Origin of the sequence: Pseudomonas sp. QD4 (assembly GCF_049199125.1) — a bacterium.
GTDB lineage: Bacteria > Pseudomonadota > Gammaproteobacteria > Pseudomonadales > Pseudomonadaceae > Aquipseudomonas.
The window spans coordinates 1,129,386-1,144,321 of record NZ_JBLZOM010000001.1 but is presented as its reverse complement, the minus strand read 5'-3'; the positions used below and the strand labels follow the sequence as shown (position 1 = coordinate 1,144,321).

The 14,936-nt window shown below is 65.2% G+C and carries 10 protein-coding genes; 1 reads left to right on the top strand and 9 read right to left on the bottom strand.

Features of this window, described 5'->3' with window-relative positions; genetic code table 11:
- Nucleotides 1–38: 38 nt before the first annotated feature.
- From ACOZJV_RS05045 to ACOZJV_RS05015, 7 genes are all read right to left on the bottom strand, one after another.
- The gene (locus ACOZJV_RS05045; RefSeq protein ID WP_421546996.1) at nt 39–1,682 is read right to left on the bottom strand and encodes a BatD family protein; all 1,644 of its coding nucleotides are present in this window, start codon (nt 1,680–1,682) and stop codon (nt 39–41) included.
- Nucleotides 1,679–3,436: a tetratricopeptide repeat protein gene (locus ACOZJV_RS05040; RefSeq protein ID WP_078473779.1), complete on the bottom strand. Its 1,758-nt coding sequence runs from the start codon at nt 3,434–3,436 to the stop codon at nt 1,679–1,681. The genes ACOZJV_RS05045 and ACOZJV_RS05040 overlap by 4 nt, the downstream gene beginning before the upstream one ends.
- Nucleotides 3,436–4,512 carry a vWA domain-containing protein gene (locus ACOZJV_RS05035; RefSeq protein WP_421546995.1) on the bottom strand — a complete coding sequence of 359 codons (1,077 nt, stop codon included), beginning with the start codon at nt 4,510–4,512 and terminating at the stop codon, nt 3,436–3,438. The genes ACOZJV_RS05040 and ACOZJV_RS05035 overlap by 1 nt, the downstream gene beginning before the upstream one ends.
- The gene (locus ACOZJV_RS05030) at nt 4,505–4,999 is read right to left on the bottom strand and encodes a DUF4381 domain-containing protein (protein WP_421546994.1); all 495 of its coding nucleotides are present in this window, start codon (nt 4,997–4,999) and stop codon (nt 4,505–4,507) included. The genes ACOZJV_RS05035 and ACOZJV_RS05030 overlap by 8 nt, the downstream gene beginning before the upstream one ends.
- On the bottom strand, nt 4,996–5,943 hold the full coding sequence (locus ACOZJV_RS05025; protein WP_421546993.1) for a DUF58 domain-containing protein: 948 nt from the start codon (nt 5,941–5,943) through the stop codon (nt 4,996–4,998). Before ACOZJV_RS05025 ends, ACOZJV_RS05030 begins: the two co-directional genes overlap by 4 nt.
- A 5-nt stretch (nt 5,944–5,948) precedes the next feature.
- Entirely contained in the window at nt 5,949–6,908 is a 960-nt protein-coding gene (locus ACOZJV_RS05020; protein ID WP_003218556.1) for an AAA family ATPase, read from the bottom strand.
- Nucleotides 6,909–7,129: 221 nt separating this feature from the next.
- Nucleotides 7,130–7,483 carry a hypothetical protein gene (locus tag ACOZJV_RS05015; RefSeq protein ID WP_078473757.1) on the bottom strand — a complete coding sequence of 118 codons (354 nt, stop codon included), beginning with the start codon at nt 7,481–7,483 and terminating at the stop codon, nt 7,130–7,132.
- A gap of 512 nt (nt 7,484–7,995) precedes the next feature.
- On the opposite strand from ACOZJV_RS05015, the gene ACOZJV_RS05010 reads away from it, so the two are divergent.
- A complete protein-coding gene (locus ACOZJV_RS05010; RefSeq protein WP_201130754.1) occupies nt 7,996–12,855 on the top strand; it encodes an NAD-glutamate dehydrogenase in 4,860 nt (1,619 codons plus the stop codon).
- A 101-nt stretch (nt 12,856–12,956) separates the two neighbouring features.
- On the opposite strand, the gene ACOZJV_RS05005 is transcribed toward ACOZJV_RS05010, so the two are convergent.
- Entirely contained in the window at nt 12,957–13,367 is a 411-nt protein-coding gene (locus tag ACOZJV_RS05005) for a cupin domain-containing protein (RefSeq protein ID WP_421546992.1), read from the bottom strand.
- Between the two features lie 98 nt (nt 13,368–13,465).
- Nucleotides 13,466–14,899: a PLP-dependent aminotransferase family protein gene (locus tag ACOZJV_RS05000; RefSeq protein ID WP_421546991.1), complete on the bottom strand. Its 1,434-nt coding sequence runs from the start codon at nt 14,897–14,899 to the stop codon at nt 13,466–13,468.
- Nucleotides 14,900–14,936: the final 37 nt, after the last annotated feature.

The window sequence follows — 14,936 nt, the reverse complement described above, 5'->3', positions numbered from 1 at the left end:
GCAAGCTTGTAGCTAGAAGCTCAAAGCTTGCCGCGGCCCTACTTAGGGTAAAGGGGCGGCAGGCTGCTGGTGTCGGCCACCGGGGCCTGGACCCGCTCATTGATGGGGATGGTGCGAATCGCGCGCCACAGTTCTTCGCCTTGCCAGTATTGGCCGGTTTCGCTGTAGAGCGCGCCGTTGAGGCCGTCGAGGGCGTCGGACAGCGGCACGAAGCGTGCGGCCATGTCGGCCAGGGTTTCCGGTTGCTGGCGAGCCCAGGCATCCAGGGCCTGGCGGGTGGCCTGAGGGTCGTTGGCCAGGCTCGCGCGTTTCAGGTCGTCGAGCAGCGTGCGCGGGCTGGGCCCGGTTTGCGCCGCCCGCAGGATCGCCGGTTGCCAGCGGGCGCGCCACCACAGGCCGAAGCCGATCAGGGTGGTGCAGGCCAGCAGCAGTGTGCTCAGTTGCCAGGCCCAGAGGCTGGAATTGTCGACGCTGCTGCTCGGTGTCGGGTTGCCGGCCGGGGTGTCGACCACCAGGCTCGGGTTGTTCGCCACGTGCAGGGTACGGGCGGGCAGGGTGCTGCGTTCCAGGTGGTCTTCGAAGGTGTTCCACCACACCACTTCCACCGCCGGCAGTTCAATGCTGCCGCTGCGGTTGGGCACCAGGGCCTGGCTGTCTTCGCGAATGCCGATCAGCCCGCGCTCGCTGTTCTGGTTGCTCAACTGCGGCTGGTCCGGGTAGCTGCGCAGGCCGCTGACTTCACTGCTGGGCAGGGGCGGCAGTTGCGAGCTGGACAGGCCTTCGGCGCGCAGGGTCAGGCTGCGGGTCACCGAGTCGCCGACCTGCAGATTGTCCGGCTCCGGGTTCCAGCTTTCGCTCAGGCTCAGGCTGCGGGCCGGCAACCAGGGAGCGTCGGCCGGGTAGGCGGCGGGCTTGGCCTTGACCGACAGCGGCATTTCGGCGGAGCTGACGTGGATCAGCTTGCCCGGCTTGGGCCCCAAGGGCGCCGGCTCCTGGCTTGGCTTGACGTCGACCATGGTCGCGCTGAAGGTCTGCGCCGGGATCAGTAGCGCGCCGCTGTGTTGCGGGTAGATGGCGTAGCGCATCTCGATCACGCCGTGGCGCACGCCATTGATGACCTTCTCGAAGGTGCGCTGCTCGCCCAGCTGTTCGACTCGGGCGTCGCCGATCTGCAACGGGGTCAGGCTGCTGTCGTCGTACAGCGCCACCGAATGGTAGATGTGCAGGGTCAACAGGGCCTGGGCCTGCACGTAGACGCTGTCCTGGTCGAGGCTGACGTCGATGAACACCGGCTCCATGCGGCTGTCGGGCAGTTGCACAGCACTCTCGATCACCTGCAGGGTGATCGGCTGGCTCTGCACCTCGCCCAGTTGCAGGGCCGGGATCAGCACGGTGCCGGTCTGGCGTGGCAGCAGGGTGATGATCCAGCGCGTGGTGGCGCGGCTTTCATCGCTCAGGGTGGTCAACTGGTTGACCTGGCGCGTGCCGCGCACCTCGAACGACGGCTCCAGCGGCGCCAGGTCGGGTTTGCCGAACAGGGTGACGTCGTTGGACTCCAGGGTCAGCTCCACGGTTTCTCCGGAGTTCACCCGGCTGCGGTCGACACTGGCGACCAGCCCGGCGCCCTGGGCCAGGGAGGCCCAGAGAAAGAAGGTGAGCAAGAGGGCGGTGAAGCGGGTCATCGAGTTTTTCCCTGATCCTGATGTTGTTGCTGTTCGTACCAGAATTTGCGCCGCAGCAATTCGCCGGGGTCGTCCGGAATCTTGCGCAGCCATTGCTCCAATGCCTGCCGGCGCTCGCCGTCCAGGGTCTCTGCACCGGCGCGCAGGGGCGGTGTGGTGGTGCGCTCGTCACCCAGTTCGGAACCCGGTACATCGGACTGCCCGGACTGGGCCTGGGTGTCCGCAGGTTGCTCTTCGTCTCCCTGGCCATTGCCCGCAGGCGGGTTCTGCCCCTGGTTTTCGTGCTCGCCGGGTGCCTGGGAGCCCTGGTTGGCAGCGCCCGATTGCGCCGAGGTGCCGGTTTCGTCGCCGTCGCCAGGCTGCTCCTTGTCCGGGACCTCGGGCGTGGTCACCTGTTGTTCTTGCAGCAGGCTTTCGACCAGGGCCTTGTTCTGCAGCGCCGGTTGCAGGTCGGGCTGCAACTCCAGGGCCTGTTCGTAGGCGTCCACCGCGGCCTCCAGCTCACCGCTGCGGGCCAGGGCGTTGCCACGATTGTAGTGGGCGCGGGCGTCGCTGCCTTCGGCAAAGCGCTGAGCGGCAGCGGCGTAGTCGCCGGCCTCATACAGGGCCACGCCTTGCCATTGCAGGTCCTGGAAGTGCCGCGCCGCGTCGGCGGGGCGTTGCTGTTGCAACAGGCGCTGGCCTTGCTGGTCGGGCCGCAGCCACAGGTCGTTGAACTCGAAGGCGTAGCTGGGCTGCGGCAGCATGAACAGCAGCGGCAGGCAGAACAGCCAGCCACGGCGCCCGGCGCAGGCCGCCAGCAACAACAGCGGCAACAGCAGCCAGTAACCCTGGTCGGCCCAGGTGTCGAGTTGCAGGGTCTGGCCGTCGTCGCGCAGGTTGCGCGGGCCACCCAGCAGGCCCAGGCCGCGCAAGTCATTGTCATCCAGGCGCACCTGGCGATAACGCCCGCCGAGGTCGCCGAGGAAGCTTTTCAGACTCGGGCTGTCGAGGCGCGAAACCAGGATCGCGCCCTGGTCATCCTTGAGCAGGCTGCCGTTTTCCTGGGTCACCGGTGCACCGTCACGGCTGCCGATCCCCAGCATCAACAGTTGCGGTGCACGGCCACCCAGGGCCTGACGGATGCCTTGGCGTTCCTGTTCGCTGAGGGACGAGGCGATCAACAGGATCCGGCCCTGACCCAGGGCGCCCTGGTCCAGCAGTTGCAGGGCCTTGTGCACCGCGAGGTCGGCGCGCTGGCCGGCCTCGGGCATGATCGACGGCTTGAGCGCTTCGAGCAGGTTGCGGCTGGTGGCCAGGTCGTCCGACAGCGGCACCAGGGTGTGGGCACTGCCGGCGTAGACCACGATGGCGGTCTGCGCGTCGCTGCGCAGTTGCAGCAGGTCCAGCAGCTTGCGCCGCGCCTGTTCGAGGCGGTTGGGCGGCACGTCGCTGGCAAGCATTTGCGGCGTCAGCTCCAGCAGCACCACCAGCGGGTCGGCGGGCTTCTGGCTGATTTGCTCCACACGCTGCCAGCTGGGACCGAGCAGTGCCAGGACCGCGATCAGCCACGCCAGGCCGAGCACCACCCAGGGCATTTTGCTCTCACGGCCGTTGCCGCCGCTGAGCAGGGCAGCATGGAAGGCCGGTGGCAGGATCATCTGCCAGCGCCCGGCGCGTTTTTGCCGATGCCAGAGGTGCCACAGCAGCCAGCCGAGCGGCAGCAACAGCAGCAGCCAGGCGGGGCGGAACCAGTGCGGCCAGAGCGCGGCGATCATCGACGCCTCCGCAGGCGCAGGCGTTTGAGACGCTCGCGCCAGTCATGGGCCGGTTGCAGGAAGTGCGCCTTGGTGAAGAACCGTTGCAGCGGGTTCTCCGGCCAACGCTCGCGCACCACCAGCAGCATGCTGAAAATCAGCGCCAGGGCCAGCGGCCAGCTATAGAGCGCCTGGGCCGGGCGCGCCTGGGTCGGCTGCTGGGCCACGGGCTCCAGTTGGTCGAGGGTTTCCTTGATGGCTTGCAGCTCCTGGCCGTCGCGGGCGCGGAAGTAGCGGCCGCCGGTGACTGTGGCGATTTCCTTGAGGGCCGGCTCGTCCAGGTCGAGGCTCGGGTTCAGCCCCAGCAGGCCCTGGGTGCCGCTTTGCTCGGGGTCGGCGCCGATGCCGATCGGGTAGATTTTCACCCCTTCTTCAGCGGCCAGGCGCGCAGCGGTCAGGGGGTCGATTTCGCCGCCGTTGTTGGCGCCGTCGGTCACCAGGATCAGCACCCGGCTTTGCGCCGGGCGTTGGCGCAGGCGTTTCAAGGCCAGGCCGATGGCATCGCCGATGGCGGTGTTTTTACCGGCGATGCCGATCTTCGCTTCATCCAGCCAGATGCGCACCGTGCGGCGGTCGAAGGTCAGTGGCGCCTGCAGGTAAGCCTTGCTGCCGAACAGGATCAGGCCCACGCGGTCGCCTTCGCGGCCTTCGAGAAAGTCCCCCAGAAGGTGCTGCACCAGGCTCAGGCGGCTGACGTCTTCGTCCAGCCACTGCATATCGGGGAAGTCCATGGAGCCGGACACGTCCACCGCCACCAGCAGGTCGCGACCGCTGGCCGCCACCGGCAGGGGTTCGCCCAGCCATTGGGGACGGGCCGCAGCCAGCAGCAGCAACAGCCACAGCAGGATAAACGGTGCCTGCTGGCGCCAGGCCGGCAGGTTGGCCCGGGCCCGGCGCCGGGTAAGGCCTTCGAGTTCGGTGAGGAAGCTGATCTTCAGCGCCGGCTCGCCGCTGTCGGCCACCGGCAGCAGCACCCGCAGCAGCCACGGCAGTGGCAACAGGGCAAAGACCCAGGGCCAGGCGAACTCAAACATGTTTGCGGATCCAGGTGTCGACCGCCTGGGTCAGGCCGGCGATGGCTTTGTCGTCGAGCTTGCACTCGGGCTTGTAGGCGCCTTCCACCAGCACCATCCAGCGCGTCAGCCCCGCAGCCGGGCAGCGGTTGTCGAGAAACGCCAGCCATTTGCGGCCGTTCAGGGTATGGCTCTGGCTGTAGGGGTAGTGGTTGCGGCACAGGCGCTTGAGCAGCGCATTGAGCTGTTGCAGCCAGGCCCCGGCCGGTGCGCCGTCGTAGGGCTTGGGCAGCAGCGCCAGTTCGGCCAGGGCCGCCAGGCGCACCGGGTCCAGGGGCAGTTCGGCGCGCACGATGGGGCGCTTGCGCGGCCACCAGCGTTTGAGCCGCCACAGGCCGAACCCCAGCAACGGCAGCAGCACCAGCAGCAGCCACCAGCCCGGGGCGGGCGGCCAGAAGCCGATGGCGGGCGGGGCCATCAAGGGCTGCAGTTGTTCGAGGCTGCTCATCGGGATTTACCCGGGCGTTGCGGGTTCAGGTATTCGCGCAGTTGTTCGACCATCTCGCTCTGGGTGCTCAGGGGCATCAGCAGCACCCGCAGCTTTTGCGCCAGCAGCTCCCAACGGGCGATGCGCGCCTCACTCATGGCGCGGTAGGCCTGGCGCAGGTCGTAATTCAGGGTGTCGAGCTCCAGCTGCGCACCACGCTCGGCAAAGCGCAGCAGGCCGGCGGCGGGCAGGGCGTGGTCGAGGGGGTCGGACAGCGGCATCAGCAGCAGGTCGCAATGGCGTGAAAGCAGGCTCAGCTGTTGTTCGGCGGCGTCGGACAGCGCGCGCTCGTCGCAGATCACGATCACCAGGCTGCCCGGGCGCAGGACTTCGCGGCCACGGCGCAGGGCGGTGCCCAGGGCATCGCGCTCGGGTTCGGTCTCGGTGTGCAGCGACTGGTTGACCCGCACCAGGCGGTTGAGCAGCTGCAACAGGCTCTGTTTGCTGCGGCGCGGCTTGATTTCGTAGTGTTCGTCATCGCCGAACACCAGGCCGCCGACCCGGTCGTTGTGACCCAGGGCGGCCCAGCCGATCAGGCTCGCGGCCTGGGCGGCGAGCACCGATTTGAACATCAGCCCGGAACCGAAGAACAGCCGGCGACTTTGCTCGACCATGATGAAAATCGGCCGTTCGCGTTCTTCATGGAACAGCTTGGTGTGCGGTTCCTGGGTGCGCGCCGTCACGCGCCAGTCGATGGTGCGCACGTCGTCGCCGGCCTGGTAGACCCGCACCTGATCGAAGTCGACCCCGCGTCCACGGAGTTTCGAGTGGTGCAGGCCGATCAGCGGGCTGCCTTGGCTCGGGGTCGAGAACAGCTGCACTTCGCGCACCCGATGGCGCATCTCGATCAGCTCGGCGAGGCTGATGCGGATGCCGGGTTCGGCGGTCTTGGGGCTCGGGCTCATGGGGGTCAAGCGACGGCAACGACGTCGAGAATACGCTGGACCACCCGGTCCTGGTCGATGCCTGCGGCTTCGGCTTCAAAGGACAGGATGATGCGGTGGCGCAATACGTCGAACAGCACGGCCTGGATATCTTCCGGGCTGACGAAGTCGCGCCCGGCCAGCCACGCGTGGGCCCGGGCGCAGCGGTCGAGGGCAATCGAGCCCCGGGGGCTGGCGCCGTAGGCGATCCACTCGGCCATCTCCGGGTCGAACTTGGCCGGGGTGCGAGTGGCCATGACCAGTTGCACCAGGTATTCCTCCACGGCGTCGGCCATGTACAGGCCGAGGATTTCCTTGCGCGCGGCGAAAATCGCCTGCTGGCTGACCCGGCGTTCGGGCTTGGTTTCGCCGTTCAGGGCTTCGCCACGGGCCTGTTGCAGGATGCGGCGTTCGACGGCGGCGTCGGGAAAGCCGATTTTCACGTGCATCAGGAAGCGGTCGAGCTGGGCTTCGGGCAGGGGGTAGGTGCCTTCCTGCTCGATGGGGTTCTGGGTCGCCATCACCAGAAACAGGGGCGACAGCTCATAGGTGCTGCGCCCGACACTGACCTGGCGCTCGGCCATGGCCTCCAGCAGGGCCGACTGGACCTTGGCCGGGGCGCGGTTGATTTCGTCGGCCAGCACCAGGTTGTGGAAGATCGGGCCTTGCTGGAACACGAAGCTGCCGGTTTCCGGGCGATAGATCTCGGTGCCGGTGATGTCGGCCGGCAACAGGTCAGGGGTGAACTGGATACGATGGAACTGCGCTTCAATGCCTTCGGCCAACTCTTTGATGGCCTTGGTCTTGGCCAGGCCTGGCGCACCCTCGACCAACATGTGACCGTCGGCGAGGAGGGCGATGAGCAGGCGCTCGATGAGTTTTTCCTGGCCGAGAATCTGCGTTGAAAGAAAGGTTCGCAGCGCAAGCAGCGCTTCACGATGTTCCATCGATGACTGTTCCTGGAGAGGGAGAGCCCGGGTGTTCGAGTAACGCCGGGGCTGGGGGCGATACTTTAATCCATAGCAGGGGGTGCCGACTAACGGGGAAATCCGGAATTGCCGATTTAGTCGAAAAAATCAGCCCGTAGCGCTGTAGCCGCTGCCGCAGGCTGCGCAGGCCGGGGAGGGCGATACAGGTTTGTCCGACACCCTCCCGGCGGCCACAGGGCTTACAGCTGGCTTATATAGGTGCCGGTGCCCTTGAGGATGTTTTGCAGGGTCAGTTCGACTTCGGCGAGGTCGCTGGCGGCGGTGGCGTGGTGGATTTCCAGGTGGTCGTCGCCGTTGAGGGCGTCGGCGTCGGCCGCGGCGATTTCGATCAGCAGGCGGGTCGGGCTCAGGGTGACTTTCACCCCGTCCAGGGTCGAAGGCTCACCGTCGAGGGTGATTTCCAGCTCGTCCTCATCCGGGTAGCGGCTCATCAGAAACATGTCGCCCTGGCTGCTGTGGCAGCAGAGCATGGCCATGTTGTCTTCTTCGTCATCGCAGGGGTTGGCGATCAAATGGGCGGTGGTCAGTTGCATGGGGCTGTTCCTGAAGAGTGGCTGCACGGACCCACAGCGGGGCAGGCAAAGCGCAATTCTGCCAGCCCTGGGGAATTTCTGCTGGTTTGCGTGTCTGAGAACAGGTCGTGACCGCAGTCGCCCTGGCGGGTCATTTCTGGTACGCCAGTACCCCGAAAACCAGGTTCAGGCCACGGTTCGGCCCGCTGGCTGCTAGTGTTGTGCGGGGTGCGGCGCGTCGGGTGCGTGCCAATGACCGAATATGTCGCAGCATCGCAAGCAGCGGCCTTGCCGCACTCGTTAAGCTGCGCAACGGATGGACACCTGTAAAGGCATTGCGCGCGTGATGCGTCAGTCGTTTTTGCAGATGCCCATCGCAGCGAAGGTGAATGTGACCCGAGTGTCCCGTCCAGCTTCACCACCTTGTCATCCTGCAACCTCTGCCCGAGATCAGGAGCAGGGTGACGCTTGACCCCGCAAGGGGATTGCACGCGACGCTTCCATCAATAACAAGCCCAAGCGGAGTACCACAGATGGCGTTCTTCACCGCAGCCAGCAAAGCCGACTTCCAGCACCAACTGCAAGCGGCACTGGCGCAGCACATCAGTGAACAGGCACTGCCACAAGTGGCGCTGTTCGCTGAACAATTCTTCGGCATCATTTCCCTGGACGAACTCACCCAGCGTCGGTTGTCCGACCTGGCGGGCTGCACCTTGTCAGCCTGGCGCCTGCTTGAGCGCTTCGATCACGCGCAACCGCAAGTGCGCGTCTACAACCCCGACTACGAACGCCACGGCTGGCAGTCGACCCACACCGCGGTCGAGGTCCTGCACCATGACCTGCCGTTCCTGGTCGACTCGGTGCGTACCGAGCTCAACCGTCGCGGCTACAGCATCCATACCCTGCAAACCACCGTGCTCAGCGTGCGTCGCGGCAGCAAGGGCGAGTTGCTGGAAATCCTGCCCAAGGGCACCCACGGCGAAGGCATCCAGCAAGAATCGCTGATGTACCTGGAAATCGACCGTTGCTCCAACGCCGCCGAGCTCAATGTACTGAGCAAGGAACTGGAGCAGGTGCTGGGTGAAGTGCGCGTCGCAGTGGCCGACTTTGAACCGATGAAGGTCAAGGTCCAGGAACTGATCGACGGCATCGACAACAGCCAGTTCGCCATCGCGGCGGACGAAAAGACCGAAATCAAGAGCTTCCTGGAATGGCTGGTGGGCAACCACTTCACCTTCCTCGGCTATGAAGAATTTGTGGTTCGCGAAGAGCAGGACGGCGGTCATATCGAATATGACCCCAACTCGTTCCTCGGCCTGACCAAGCTGCTGCGCGCCGGCCTCACCGCCGACGACCTGCGCATCGAAGACTACGCCGTCAACTACCTGCGCGAACCGACTCCGCTGTCGTTCGCCAAGGCCGCGCACCCAAGCCGCGTGCACCGTCCGGCCTACCCGGACTACGTGTCGATCCGCCAGATCGATGCCGACGGCAAAGTGGTCAAGGAATGCCGTTTCATGGGCCTGTACACCTCGTCGGTGTACGGCGAAAGCGTGCGGGTCATCCCGTACATCCGGCGCAAGGTGGAAATCGTCGAGCAGCGCTCGGGCTTCCAGGCCAAGGCCCACTTGGGCAAGGAACTGGCCCAGGTCCTCGAAGTACTGCCCCGTGACGACCTGTTCCAGACCCCGGTCGACGAACTGTTCAGCACCGTGATGTCCATCGTGCAGATCCAGGAACGCAACAAGATCCGCGTGTTCCTGCGCAAAGACCCCTACGGTCGTTTCTGCTACTGCCTGGCCTATGTGCCGCGCGACATCTACTCCACCGAAGTGCGGCAGAAGATCCAGCAAGTGCTGATGGATCGCCTGCAAGCCTCGGATTGCGAGTTCTGGACCTTCTTCTCCGAGTCGGTACTGGCCCGCGTCCAACTGATTCTGCGGGTCGACCCGAAGAACCGCATCGACATCGACCCGCTGCTGCTGGAAAAAGAAGTGGTCCAGGCCTGCCGCAGCTGGCAGGACGACTACGCCAGCCTGGTGGTCGAAAGCTTCGGCGAGGCCCACGGCACCAATGTGCTGGCGGACTTCCCGAAAGGCTTCCCCGCCGGCTACCGCGAGCGCTTCGCTGCGCACTCGGCCGTGGTCGACATGCAACACCTGCTGAGCCTGACCGAAGCCAACCCGCTGGTGATGAGCTTCTACCAGCCCCTGGGCCAGGTCTCGGGCCAGCGCGAGCTGCACTGCAAGCTGTACCACGCCGACACCCCGCTGGCGCTGTCCGACGTGCTGCCGATCCTGGAAAACCTCGGCCTGCGCGTGCTGGGCGAGTTCCCGTATCGCCTGCGTCACAACAACGGCCGTGAGTTCTGGATCCACGACTTCGCCTTTACCGCTGCCGAAGGCCTGGACCTGGATATCCAGCAGCTCAACGACACGCTGCAGGACGCCTTTGTCCACATCGTGCGTGGCGATGCCGAGAACGATGCCTTCAACCGCCTGGTGCTGACGGCCGGCCTGCCATGGCGCGACGTCGCGCTGCTGCGTGCCTACGCCCGTTACCTGAAGCAGATCCGCCTGGGCTTCGACCTGGGTTACATCGCCAGCACCCTGAACAACCACACCGACATCGCGCGCGAGTTGACCCGGTTGTTCAAGACCCGTTTCTACCTGGCGCGCAAGCTCACCAGCGACGACCTGGAAGACAAGCAGCAGCGCCTGGAACAAGCGATCCTCACCGCCCTGGACGACGTTCAGGTGCTCAACGAAGACCGCATCCTGCGTCGCTACCTGGACCTGATCAAGGCCACCCTGCGCACCAACTTCTACCAGACCGACGCCAACGGCCAGAACAAGTCGTACTTCAGCTTCAAGTTCAACCCGCACGCGATTCCAGAGCTGCCGAAACCGGTGCCGAAGTTCGAGATCTTCGTCTACTCGCCACGGGTTGAAGGCGTGCACCTGCGCTTCGGCAATGTGGCGCGTGGCGGCCTGCGCTGGTCCGACCGTGAAGAAGACTTCCGTACCGAAGTCCTGGGCCTGGTAAAAGCCCAGCAAGTGAAGAACTCGGTGATCGTGCCGGTCGGCGCCAAGGGCGGCTTCCTGCCGCGTCGCCTGCCACTGGGCGGCAGCCGGGACGAGATCGCGGCCGAGGGCATCGCCTGCTACCGCATCTTCATCTCCGGCCTGCTGGACATCACCGACAACCTGAAAGACGGCGCCCTGGTGCCACCGGCCAACGTGGTGCGTCACGACAATGATGACCCGTACCTGGTGGTCGCGGCCGACAAAGGCACCGCAACCTTCTCCGACATCGCCAACGGCATCGCCATCGACTACGGCTTCTGGCTGGGTGATGCGTTCGCTTCCGGTGGTTCGGCCGGTTACGACCACAAGAAAATGGGCATCACCGCCAAGGGCGCGTGGGTCGGCGTGCAGCGCCACTTCCGCGAGCGTGGCATCAACGTTCAGGAAGACAGCATCACCGTGGTCGGTGTCGGCGACATGGCCGGCGACGTGTTCGGCAACGGCTTGCTGATGTCCGACAAGCTGCAGCTGGTGGCCGCATTCAACCACCTGCACATCTTTATCGACCCGAACCCAACGCCGGCCAACAGCTTCGTCGAGCGTCAGCGCTTGTTCGACCTGCCGCGTTCGGCCTGGACCGACTACGACACCAGCATCATGTCCGAAGGCGGCGGTATCTTCTCGCGCAGCGCGAAGAGCATTGCCATCTCGCCACAGATGAAAGAACGCTTCGACATCCAAGCCGACAAGCTGACCCCGACCGAACTGCTCAATGCCTTGCTCAAGGCACCGGTGGACCTGTTGTGGAACGGCGGTATCGGCACCTACGTCAAGGCCAGCACCGAAAGCCACGCCGATGTCGGCGACAAGGCCAACGATGCACTGCGGGTCAACGGTAACGAGCTGCGCTGCAAGGTGGTGGGCGAGGGCGGCAACCTCGGCATGACCCAGCTGGGTCGTGTGGAGTTCGGCCTCAATGGCGGCGGTTCCAACACCGACTTCATCGACAACGCCGGTGGCGTGGACTGTTCCGACCACGAAGTGAACATCAAGATCCTGCTCAACGAAGTGGTGCAGGCCGGCGACATGACCGACAAGCAGCGCAACCAGCTGTTGGCGAGCATGACCGACGAAGTCGGCAGCCTGGTGTTGGGCAACAACTACAAGCAGACCCAGGCCCTGTCCCTGGCCGCGCGCCGTGCCTACGAGCGTGCTGCCGAGTACAAGCGCCTGATGAGCGACCTGGAAGGCCGGGGCAAGCTGGACCGCGCCATCGAGTACCTGCCGACCGAGGAGCAGCTCACCGAGCGCGCCGCGGCGGGCAAGGGCCTGACCCGTCCAGAGCTGTCGGTGCTGATCTCCTACAGCAAGATCGACCTCAAGGAAGCACTGCTCAAGTCCCTGGTACCGGATGACGACTACCTGACCCGTGACATGGAGACCGCGTTCCCGCCAAGCCTGGTGGCCAAGTTCTCCGAGGCCATGCGTCGTCACCGCCTGAAGCGCGAAATCGTCAGCACCCAGATCGCCAACGACCTGGTCAACCACATGGGCATCACCTTCGTGCAGCGCTTGAAGGAGTCCACCGGCATGAGCCCGGCGAACGTGGCCGGTGCTTATGTGATCGTGCGTGACATCTTCCACCTCCCGCACTGGTTCCGTCAGATCGAAGCCCTGGACCACCAGGTTTCGGCTGAAGTGCAGTTGGCGTTGATGGATGAGCTGATGCGCCTGGGCCGTCGTGCCACGCGCTGGTTCCTGCGCAGCCGTCGCAACGAGCAGGATGCAGCGCGCGACGTCGCCCACTTCGGTCCGCACCTGGCGGCGTTGGGCCTCAAGCTCGACGAACTGCTGGAAGGCCCGACCCGCGAAGGCTGGCAGAACCGTTATCAGGCGTATGTCGAAGCCGGTGTGCCGGAGTTGCTGGCACGCATGGTTGCAGGCACCACTCACCTGTACACCCTGCTGCCGATCATCGAAGCGGCTGACGTCACTGGTCAGAGCGCCGCCGATGTGGCCAAGGCCTACTTCGCCGTGGGCAGCGCCCTGGACCTGCCGTGGTACCTGCAGCAGATCAGCGATCTGCCAGTGGGCAACAACTGGCAGGCCCAGGCCCGCGAAGCCTTCCGCGACGACGTGGACTGGCAGCAACGGGCGATCACCATCAAGGTTCTGCAAATGGCCGATGCGCCGGACGACATGGAAGCCCGTGTGGCCCTGTGGCTGGAGCAGAACGCGAGCATGGCCGATCGCTGGCGCGCCATGATGGTGGAAATCCGTGCCGCAGTCGGCACTGACTACGCCATGTACGCGGTGGCCAACCGGGAACTGCTGGACCTGGCACTGAGCGGTCAATCGAGCCTGTAACGGCCTGATCGAGCGTTAACCCAAAAAGCCCCGTATCGCGAGATACGGGGCTTTTTCATTGCACTCGATAATGGCAACGCCCAACCCCACCATCCCCGCCGCTACTTCTCCAACGGCGTCAACACCGCGTCCTGCTCATCCATCAACATGAACACTAAGAGCTTCGCCGGCTCGGTCTGGCTGGCATTGCTCGACACCGGATGCCGCGAACCGGCAGGCTCGAACCAGGACTGCCCGGCCTTGTAGGTTATCGCCGGCTGGTCATTGACCCGCGAAGTGATCGCGCCCTGCAGCACATAAGCCATGGCCGCGCCGGCATGCCGATGGGGCACCGTGGCCTGGCCCGGGGCGTAGTCCACGGTCAGCATCAGGGCTTTCTTTCCAGGCATATTGCTCAGGGCCTGTTCCTGGAGAATCGCCAGCTTTTCCTGGCCGTACACCGGTTCATGGGCGGCGGCGCACAGGGAGGTCAGCAGCGCCAGGGCGGCGAGGGCAGCGGTCAATGGGTTCATGGTCGGGTTCTCGTGCTCAATGAAAAGACCGACCCAGACTAATCCCGCTCAGCGCCCCGACCTATGGCCAATCCCGGCAAAGAACGGCAGACCACTGCTCAGGCGATCTGCCGCAGGATGTCGCGCACCTGGTCCAGGGCCGGATCGATGTCCAGGGTTTCAATGGCGCCAAACCCGATGAACAACCCGCTTCTGACCGGCGTGTCGTTGAAGAAACCGTCCAGGGAGTACAGCCCGATCCCGGCCTGTTTCGCCCGCTCCAGCAGCAACGGCAGGTTCACCGGCACCTTGCACAAGGCCGCCATATGGAAGCCGGCGGTGGAGGGGATGGCTTGCAGCCAGGGCGAAAGGTCGCCGTCGAGGCGCTGCAGGATACGCTCGCGGCGCCCGGCATAGACCGTGTGGCAGCGGCGGATATGCTTGAGCAGGCAGCCATCGCTGATGAACTTGGCCAGGGCCCACTGCGCCAGGGTCGAGGTGTGGCAGTCGGTCAGGTGCTTGGCTCGCACCACCGCGCCGATGATCGCCGGCGGCAGCACCCCATAGCCCAGGCGCAGCTGCGGCAGCATGGTCTTGGAAAAGGTCCCGACGTAGGCCACCACCCCATGGCTGTCCAGGCTTTGCAGCGAGTCGGAGGGCCGTCCTTCGTAGCGAAACTCGCAGTCGTAATCGTCCTCGATGACAATCGCCCCCAGTTGCTGCGCCCGCTGCAACAGGGCCTCGCGCCGTGCCTGGCTCATGGGCATGCCCAAGGGGAACTGGTGCGACGGGGTGACGTAAATCAGCCGCACGCCATCGGGGATCAACGCCACCTGCAACCCTTGCTCATCCACCGGGACCCCGATCACCGTCGCGCCCTGGGCACTGAACAGCATGCGCGCCGGGCTGTAGCCGGGGTCTTCCATGGCCACCAGGCTGCCGGGTTCAAGCACCACCCGGGCGATCAGGTCCAGGGCCTGTTGCGCACCGTTGCAAATCACAATGTCGTGCTCGGTACAGACCACGCCCCGGGAAAACGCCACGTGCCCGGCGATGGCGCTGCGCAGGGCCGGCAAGCCTTCCGGCTGGCTGTAGAACCCGCCGTGTTCGGCCATGCGCCGCAGGGCTTCCTGGGTGCAGCGCCGCCATTCCTCCTGGGGAAACTGATTGCGCCGGGTCGCGCCGCCGATGAATTCATAGCGCGCGGTGCTTTCCAGGGAGGGGTGGCGCAGGGGCCAGGGCAGGTTCTGCCATTTCTCCAGGTTGGCGGCGCAGGCCAGGTCCTGGGCCGCCTGTTTGCGTTCGACCTTGACCGCCCGGGCATTGACGAAGGTGCCACGGCCGATCTTGCCGATCAGCAGGTTGTCGTAGGTCAGCAGGGCATAGGTGTCGGACACGGTCTTGCGTGAAATGCCCAGTTGTTGCGCCAACAGACGGCTGGGCGGCAACTGGGCCCCGGCGGCCAGGCGCCCGGATTCGATGGCGCTGCGCAGTTGTTGGTAGAGCTGGTCGGCCAGGTCCTTGCGGCCGTTGATGACGACATGCAGTTCCATCGATACATCCTGAGCAAGGCAATGGACGCAAGGTTAC

Excerpts from the sequence above, each read along its gene's own strand:
- ACOZJV_RS05005 (WP_421546992.1), bottom strand. The coding sequence starts at position 13,367 with ATGAACCCATTGACCGCTGCCCTCGCCGCCCTGGCGCTGCTGACCTCC.
- ACOZJV_RS05010 (WP_201130754.1), top strand. The coding sequence starts at position 7,996 with ATGGCGTTCTTCACCGCAGCCAGCAAAGCCGACTTCCAGCACCAACTG.
- ACOZJV_RS05035 (WP_421546995.1), bottom strand. The coding sequence starts at position 4,512 with ATGTTTGAGTTCGCCTGGCCCTGGGTCTTTGCCCTGTTGCCACTGCCG.
- ACOZJV_RS05015 (WP_078473757.1), bottom strand. The coding sequence starts at position 7,483 with ATGCAACTGACCACCGCCCATTTGATCGCCAACCCCTGCGATGACGAA.
- ACOZJV_RS05020 (WP_003218556.1), bottom strand. The coding sequence starts at position 6,908 with ATGGAACATCGTGAAGCGCTGCTTGCGCTGCGAACCTTTCTTTCAACG.
- ACOZJV_RS05025 (WP_421546993.1), bottom strand. The coding sequence starts at position 5,943 with ATGAGCCCGAGCCCCAAGACCGCCGAACCCGGCATCCGCATCAGCCTC.
- ACOZJV_RS05045 (WP_421546996.1), bottom strand. The coding sequence starts at position 1,682 with ATGACCCGCTTCACCGCCCTCTTGCTCACCTTCTTTCTCTGGGCCTCC.
- ACOZJV_RS05030 (WP_421546994.1), bottom strand. The coding sequence starts at position 4,999 with ATGAGCAGCCTCGAACAACTGCAGCCCTTGATGGCCCCGCCCGCCATC.
- ACOZJV_RS05000 (WP_421546991.1), bottom strand. The coding sequence starts at position 14,899 with ATGGAACTGCATGTCGTCATCAACGGCCGCAAGGACCTGGCCGACCAG.